Annotated in this window: 7 protein-coding genes and 1 pseudogene; 5 read left to right on the top strand and 3 right to left on the bottom strand. The window is 69.5% G+C overall.

From position 1 onward, the window contains the following. Positions 1-197 precede the first annotated feature (197 nt). The gene (locus tag AACZ35_RS10855; protein WP_339829106.1) at positions 198-1,304 is read left to right on the top strand and encodes a polyamine ABC transporter substrate-binding protein; all 1,107 of its coding nucleotides are present in this window, start codon (positions 198-200) and stop codon (positions 1,302-1,304) included. A gap of 32 nt (positions 1,305-1,336) precedes the next feature. Here the strand turns inward: AACZ35_RS10855 and AACZ35_RS10850 are convergent, their stop codons facing one another. Further along, positions 1,337-1,966, bottom strand: coding sequence for a methyltransferase domain-containing protein (locus AACZ35_RS10850; RefSeq protein ID WP_339829104.1), 630 nt, complete (start codon positions 1,964-1,966; stop codon positions 1,337-1,339). A gap of 90 nt (positions 1,967-2,056) precedes the next feature. On the opposite strand from AACZ35_RS10850, the gene AACZ35_RS10845 reads away from it, so the two are divergent. Continuing rightward, positions 2,057-2,464: a DUF6491 family protein gene (locus AACZ35_RS10845; RefSeq protein WP_339829101.1), complete on the top strand. Its 408-nt coding sequence runs from the start codon at positions 2,057-2,059 to the stop codon at positions 2,462-2,464. Positions 2,465-2,478: 14 nt separating this feature from the next. Here the strand turns inward: AACZ35_RS10845 and rlmKL are convergent, their stop codons facing one another. Then, positions 2,479-4,614, bottom strand: coding sequence for a bifunctional 23S rRNA (guanine(2069)-N(7))-methyltransferase RlmK/23S rRNA (guanine(2445)-N(2))-methyltransferase RlmL (gene rlmKL, locus AACZ35_RS10840; RefSeq protein ID WP_339829099.1), 2,136 nt, complete (start codon positions 4,612-4,614; stop codon positions 2,479-2,481). Then, on the bottom strand, positions 4,611-5,132 hold the full coding sequence (locus AACZ35_RS10835) for a hypothetical protein (protein WP_339829097.1): 522 nt from the start codon (positions 5,130-5,132) through the stop codon (positions 4,611-4,613). The genes rlmKL and AACZ35_RS10835 overlap by 4 nt, the downstream gene beginning before the upstream one ends. Before the next feature lie 65 nt (positions 5,133-5,197). On the opposite strand from AACZ35_RS10835, the gene AACZ35_RS10830 reads away from it, so the two are divergent. From AACZ35_RS10830 to AACZ35_RS10820, 3 genes and pseudogenes are all read left to right on the top strand, one after another. Further along, complete coding sequence (locus AACZ35_RS10830) at positions 5,198-5,773, top strand: N-acetylmuramoyl-L-alanine amidase (protein ID WP_339829095.1); 576 nt, start codon at positions 5,198-5,200, stop codon at positions 5,771-5,773. A gap of 39 nt (positions 5,774-5,812) precedes the next feature. Continuing rightward, positions 5,813-6,694 (top strand): acyl-CoA thioesterase II, encoded by an 882-nt coding sequence (gene tesB / locus AACZ35_RS10825; RefSeq protein ID WP_339829093.1) that lies wholly within the window; start codon positions 5,813-5,815, stop codon positions 6,692-6,694. Further along, positions 6,694-6,983: pseudogene (locus tag AACZ35_RS10820) on the top strand (hypothetical protein); the annotation flags it as partial. The gene tesB and the pseudogene AACZ35_RS10820, both read left to right, overlap by 1 nt.

The raw sequence follows: 6,983 nt of genomic DNA, 5'->3' as shown, positions 1-6,983 counted from the left end.
CCGCCCGCAGCCCCCGGGCCCAGGCCCCCGGGGCCAAGCCTTCGGGGGCGGGCGGCGCGGGCGCTGGCGGTCGCCGCCCCGCCAACCCGAGGCGAGCTGTTCAGAATTCCTCTTTCGCGCTTGCGAGACCGCCCATATGGTCATCCCACGACAGGGCCTGCCCGCAGCGCAGGCGCCGCCGACAGGGAGCCCGCAGAATGACCTCCAAGACCGCCCTTTCCGTCCTCGCCGTCGCCGCGGCCGGCCTCGCCGCCGGGGCCGCGCAGGCGCAGGAGGAGCCCGTCCTCAACGTCTACAACTGGTCGGACTACATCGCCGAAGACACGCTGGCCAACTTCGAGGCCGCTACCGGCATCCGCGTGGTCTATGACGTCTACGACAGCAACGAGATGCTGGAAGCAAAGCTCATGGCCGGCTCGTCGGGTTATGACGTGGTCTTCCCCTCGGCACGACCCTTTGCCCAGCGGCACATCCAGGCCGGCGTCTACGCCCCGCTGGACAAGGCGCAGCTTGGCAACCTGGGCAACCTCGACGCCGACCTGCTGGCCGGCCTGCAGGACGTCGACCCCGGCAATACCCACGCCCTGCCCTACATGTGGGGCACCACGGGCCTGGGCATCAACGTCGGCAAGGTGAAGGAAATCCTGGGCGAAGATGCGCCGCTCGATTCCTGGGCGCTGCTTTTCGACCCGGCCAATGCACAGAAGCTGGCCGCCTGCGGCATCAGCGTGCTCGACGACGAACAGGAAACCTTCGCCGCCGCGCTTATCTGGAAAGGCCGCGACGCCAATGCCCTGGAAGGTGACGAAACCCAGGTCGTCAGCGACGTTTATGCCGGCATCCGGCCGCACGTGCGCTACTTCAATTCATCGCGCTACATCGACGACCTGGCCAATGGCGACATCTGCCTGGCCATGGGTTATTCCGGCGACGTCTTCCAGGCCCGCGACAGCGCGGCGGACGCCGAGAACGGCATCGAGATCGCCTACATCATCCCCAAGGAAGGCGCCGTGCGCTGGGTGGACATGATGGCCATCCCCAGGGACGCGCCGCACCCGGAAAGCGCCCACGTCTTCATCAACTACCTGCTTGAGCCCGAGGTGGCCGCCGGCATCGTCGACTACGTGTCCTACGCCAGCCCCAATACCGCGGCCATGGAACTGATCGACCCGGAAATCGCCGGCGACCCGGGCGTGTACCCGCCCGCCGACGTGATGGCCAAGCTGGTCGACCCGGTGACGCTGCCGGCGCAGACCACGCGCGAGCGCGTGCGCGCCTGGACCACGATCAAGACCGGCCAGTAAGGCGAACCGCCAGGCAAGGCCCTCCGGGGCGTTCAGCGCATCGAGCGCGGCGTTATCGCGCGCGACACGCGCCGCGTATAGACGTACACCGTCGCCGGCGGCACGTTCCACCAGGTGAAGCTGCCGCGGCGGGCGACCAGGTCGAGCGCATCCAGCACTTCCCTGGCCACCGGGTTGGCCGGGCCGTAGGTGAACTGCACGAAGCGCCCCTGCGGCTGCAGGCACTCGAAGGCCGAGGCCAGGATGGCCTGCTGGGTCGGCCGTGGCATCGACAGCAGCCCCAGCCCCGAGACGATGGCATCGGCCGACGTTTCGCCGTGGAAACCATGGGCCCGGGCGACGTCGGCCAGATCGCGGGCGTCGGCGCAGGCCACGTGCACCTGCGGGAAATGCCGCTGCAGGTGCTGGTGCAGTTCTTCGTTGAGTTCGAGCACCAGCAGGTCGGCCGGAGCGATGCCCTGCCCCAGCAGGGCCCGGGTGAAGACGCCGGTGCCACCCCCCAGCTCGATCACCCGGCGCGCGCCGCGCGGCAGTTCCGACATCATTTGCCGGGCCAGCTGCTGGCTCGAAGGCGAGATGGCGGCGACGCCGCGGGGGTTCTTCAGCCACTGGCGAAAGAAGGTCCAGGTCTGGGCCAGGGCGGAATGGGGATTGGGGTCCATCATGCGAGGATAATGCCGGCCCTGTTGTTTCGTGCAGGTTAAGTGATTCCCGACAACACTGGGGCACCGACCCCCACCGAGGCAACCGCCATGCGTCACGTCCTGTCCCTTCTGGCCCTGATTCCGCTCGCTGCGTGCACCACCGCCGGCACCACCGCCGACCCGGCGCCTTCGCGGGCGGGCGTGACCGTGCACCCCAGCGAATGCCTCGATCCCGATCGCGCGCGCGGCTGGACCCACATTGACGACACCACCCTGCTGGTCGACGCCGGCAACCGCAAGTACCGCATCGTGCTGGCCGAGTCCTGCTTTTCCCTGGGCACTTCGCCCGAACTTCGTTTCATCGGCGACAGCATCAGCAACCGCGTCTGCGGCCACGTCGGCGAATACGTGGTTTCGGGACGCCAGCGCTGCCGCATACAGCGCCTCGAACGCCTGGACGACGCCGCCTATCTTGAAGCGGTGGAAGCGGGCGACGGCAAGCGCGGCGAAGACTGATCGCGCGGCCGGCCTCAGGGCCGGCGCAGTTCCCAGCAGCGATGGATGCGCGGATTGCGCGCAAAGTCCGGCGCGATCGTTTCCGGGCTGATTTCCCGGGCCTGGGCGAACTCCGCCACGGCGGCGTCGTCGAGCCGGAAGCGGCGGTAGTTGTTGGAGAACAGCAGCACGCCGCCCGGCGCCAGCCGGGCCATGGCCGCGCGCAGCAGGCGCACGTGGTCGCGCTGGGTGTCGAAATCGTCGGCGCGCGCCGAGTTCGAGAACGTTGGCGGATCGCAGAACACCAGGTCGTAATGGCCGCGGTCGGCGTCGAGCCAGGCCATGGCGTCGGCCTGCACCAGGCGGTGCTGGCGGCCGGTTGCACCGTTGAGCGCCAGGTTGGCCGCCGCCCATTCCAGGTAGGTGGCCGAGAGGTCGACGCTGGTGGTTTCGGCCGCGCCGCCCACCGCCGCCTGCACGCTGGCGACGCCGGTGTAGCAGAACAGGTTGAGGAAACGTTTGCCGCCGGCTTCGGCGGCGATGCGCCGGCGGATCGGGCGATGGTCGAGGAACAGGCCGGGGTCGGGGGAGTCGAACAGGTTCACCCGCAGGCGGGCCCCGCCCTCGCGCACGACGAAGGTTTCGCCGCGGCGGTCCATGTTGCCGTACTTGCTGCCGCCCTTGCCGCGTGCACGGGTCTTGATCGATACCTGCGCCGGCGGCACCGCGAAGGTCTCGCGCACCGCGTCGAGCAGTTCACCGAAGCGGCGCCGGGCGTCGGCTTCGGGAATGCTGCGCGGCGCCTCGTATTCCTGCACGTGCACGAACAGCCGCGCCTCGCCGCCGTCTTCGTTGTAGACGTCCACGGCGGCGGAATATTCGGGCAGGTCGGCGTCGTAGGCGCGGAAGCAGGTCACGCCTTCGCGTTCACGCCAGGACTTGAGGTGCTTGAGGTTCTTGCGCAGGCGGTTGGCCACCATCTGCGCCCCCTCGCCCAGCGGCCTGGCCTCGCGCGGCGCGCGCTCGGGCGGCCGCACCGGGTCGCACAGCACCAGCGTGCATTCAAGCGCGCCGTTGAAGAAGGCATATCGTTTGCTGGCGCGCAGGCCGGTGGCCTGGGCCAGTTCCTGGGAGCCGCACAGCAGCACCGCGCGCCAGTCCGGCACCGCCGAACGCAGCGCGTCGCCCAGGGCGCGGTAGAGCGCCGGGTCGGCGGCCAGGCGGGCGTCGTAGGGCGGATTGCACACGACCAGGCCACGCGCCGCGCCGGGCGCGACCAGCGCCGCGATGTCGCGGCGTTCAAGCGAAATCCACTCGGCGACGCCGGCGCGGTCGGCATTGGCCACCGCCGACTGCAGCGCGCGCGGGTCGAGGTCGGCGCCGAAGAACACCTGGCGCAGGGCCGCCCGGCCCGTTTGTGCGCGCTGCCGGGCTTCGGTTTCGATGCGCGACCACAACAGTTCGTCGAACTGCTTCCAGCGCGTGGGCAGGGTGCCGGCAAGCCGTCGCAGTCCCGGCGCTTCGTCGGCGGCCATCAGCACGCCTTCGATCAGCAGCGTGCCGCTGCCGCACATCGGGTCGAGCAGCGCGCCGCCCTCGGCGTAGATCTTCGGCCAGCCACCGCGCACCAGCATGCCGGCCGCCAGGTTTTCCTTCAGCGGCGCCTCGCCCTGCGACTGGCGCCAGCCGCGGCGGTGCAGCGGGCCGCCGCCCAGGTCGATCGAGATGATTCCACGGCCCTTGCGCACCACCAGGCTGACGCGCAGGTCGGGGCTTTCGGTGTCCACCGAGGGGCGCACGCCGTGGGCGGCGCGCATGCGGTCGACGATGGCGTCCTTGGTGCGCTGGGCGGCGTAACGTTCGTGCGTGAGCGCCGGGCCGGACACGTGCGCGTCGACCGCCAGCGTGCCTTCCGCGTCCAGGTGCGCCGGCCAGTCGATGGCGTGCACGCCCTGGTAGAGGTCGTTTTCGTTGGCGCAGTCGAACTCGGCCAGCGGCCAGTGCACGCGGCTGGCCAGGCGCGAGAACATCACGGCGCGGTAGGCGACCTCGGGTTCGCCTTCGAAGTTGGCGCCGGCCAGCGCGGCGCTGGCGCGGCTGGCGCCCAGGGCCAGCAGCTCGTCGGCGAGCAGGTATTCCAGGCCCTTGGCGCAGGCGGCGAAGAACTTCACGAGGACAGCATCTGCAGGAAACGGCCGAATTCTTCGGCGCAGAACTCCACGTGCGCCGCCAGGCGGTGGCTGTCGGGCACCAGCACCAGCGGGTCGAGCCGGCGCTGGGCCCAGCGGGCCACGTCCATGGCCGGGATCAGTTCGTCTTCCCAGCCGTGGATGATGCGGGTCGGCACCATGGCGGCCTTGAGCTGCCGGGGCTCGACTTCCAGCGCCACCGGCGGCGCCATCAGGAACAGGCCGCCCACAGGCACCTCGCGCGAGACATGCGCGGAAATGAAGGCGCCCATGCTCGAACCGGCCAGCACCAGCGGCTTGCGGGTGGCCAGGTGGGCACGTTCGGCCAGGCGGCGGATGCGTCCCTTCACGTCGCCCAGCGGCCCCAGGACGTCGAGGTCGCGGTAATCGGGGCGTTCATGGGTCCAGCCCAGCTGGCCGGCCACCCGCGCCAGGGCGGCGGCCTTGCTGGCCTCGGGGCCGCTTTCGAGACCATGCGAGATGATGACGTGGCCAGTCATGGCGCGTGGTCGGCGGGAAACGGCATGGGGGACTCCGGAAACGGTCGCGATGTTAGCATGCGGGCATGACCCCGGACCTGCCGCCAGAACCTGACTTCAACCACTGGCCCCTGCCCTACGAAGAGCGCCTGCAGTCCCGTCCCCGCACCAACATCGACCTGGTGGTGATCCACTGCACCGAGCTGCCCGACCTCGCCACCGCCCGCGAATACGGCGAACGCGCACTCTACGAAAGCGGCACCGGCAACAGCGGCCACTACTACATCGACCGCGACGGCAGCATCCACGTCTTCGTTTCGCCCGACCGTATCGCCCACCACACCCGCAGCTACAACGAACGTTCGGTGGGCATCGAACTGGTCAATAGTGGCCGCTACCCGGACTGGCTCGATTCACGCCGCCAGACCATGGAAGAGCCCTATACCGAAGAACAGGTCGCGGCCCTGCTGGGCCTGCTGGCCTGGCTGCGCCATGAAATCCCGTCGCTGGAATTCATCGCCGGCCACGAGGACCTGGACCTGAGCCAGGTGCCGGCCAGCGACAACCTGCACCAGCAGGTCTTCCGCAAGCGCGACCCCGGACCCCGTTTCCCCTGGTCGAAGGTGCTCGACGCGGTGCCGTTCGAACGCATCCGGCCCTAGGCGGCCGGGTATAATCGGCGGCCGAACCCCGGAGTCACCATGACCGCTTCCGTCGCCGCCGAACTGGTGGACCTGCTGCGCCTCGAGCGCCTCGAAGACAACCTGTTCCGCGGCCAGAGCCGCGACATCGGCACCAAATACGTCTTCGGCGGCCAGGTGTTGGGCCAGGCCCTGTCGGCGGCCCAGCAGACGCTGGCCGGCGACCGCCACGTGCATTCGATCCACGCCTACTTCCTGCGCGCCGGCGACGTCGAGAATCCGATCGTCTACGACGTCGACCGCACCCGCGACGGCAACAGCTTCTCGGTGCGCCGCGTCACCGCCATCCAGCACGGCAAGCCGATCTTCGTGTTTGCCGCGTCCTTCCAGGAAGACGAGCCGGGCAACGAACACCAGCTGGCCATGCCGACGGTGCCGCCGCCCGAAGACATCGAGCCGGTCGCCGCCCCCACCGCCGAACAGCTGGCGCAGCTGCCGGCCAAGGCCCAGCGCTGGCTGTCGCGCATGGGTCCGTTCGAAATCCGGCCGGTGTACCCGCGCGACGAGGTCAAGCCGCCCAAGCGCCCGCCCTACCAGCAGGTCTGGTTCCGGCTGACCGGCGAAGTCGGCGATTCGCGCGTGCTGCACCAGGCCTTGCTGGCCTACGCCTCGGATTTCCACCTGCTGGGCACGGCGACCTTCCCGCACGGCATCAGCTACTACCAGCCGAACGTGCAGATGGCCTCGCTCGACCACGCGATGTGGTTCCACCGCCCCTTCCGCGCCGACGACTGGCTGCTGTATTCGCTCGACAGCCCCAGCGCCCAGGGCGCGCGCGGCCTGGCGCGTGGCCAGATCTACGCCCGCGATGGCCGCCTGGTGGCTTCCACGGCCCAGGAAGGCCTTATCCGCGTGTTGCCCGAAGCATGGAGCCCGAACTGATGCGCCAGGTATTTACCTCTGTACGGCTGGAAAACGTCGAGGCGGTGGAAAAGCTGCTCAACGAAGCCGGCATCCAGACCAAGGTCAACGGCGGCCGCACCTGGAAGGGCAACAGCCGCCGCGAGTTCAGCTACTCGAACAAGAACCACGACCCCAGCCAGCAGCCCTCGGTGTGGGTGGTGCGTCCGGACGACTTCAAGAAGGCCCGCGAAATCCTGCACGACGCCGGCCTGCTCGAAACCAGCAGCCTCAGCGGCGGCTACGTGCCGGCGCCGCTGCAGTTCCGCGG

This window comes from uncultured Arenimonas sp. (assembly GCF_963976025.1).
GTDB lineage: Bacteria > Pseudomonadota > Gammaproteobacteria > Xanthomonadales > Xanthomonadaceae > Arenimonas.
Note: the sequence above shows the minus strand (reverse complement) of the source record. Positions and strands in the feature narration are given on the sequence as shown.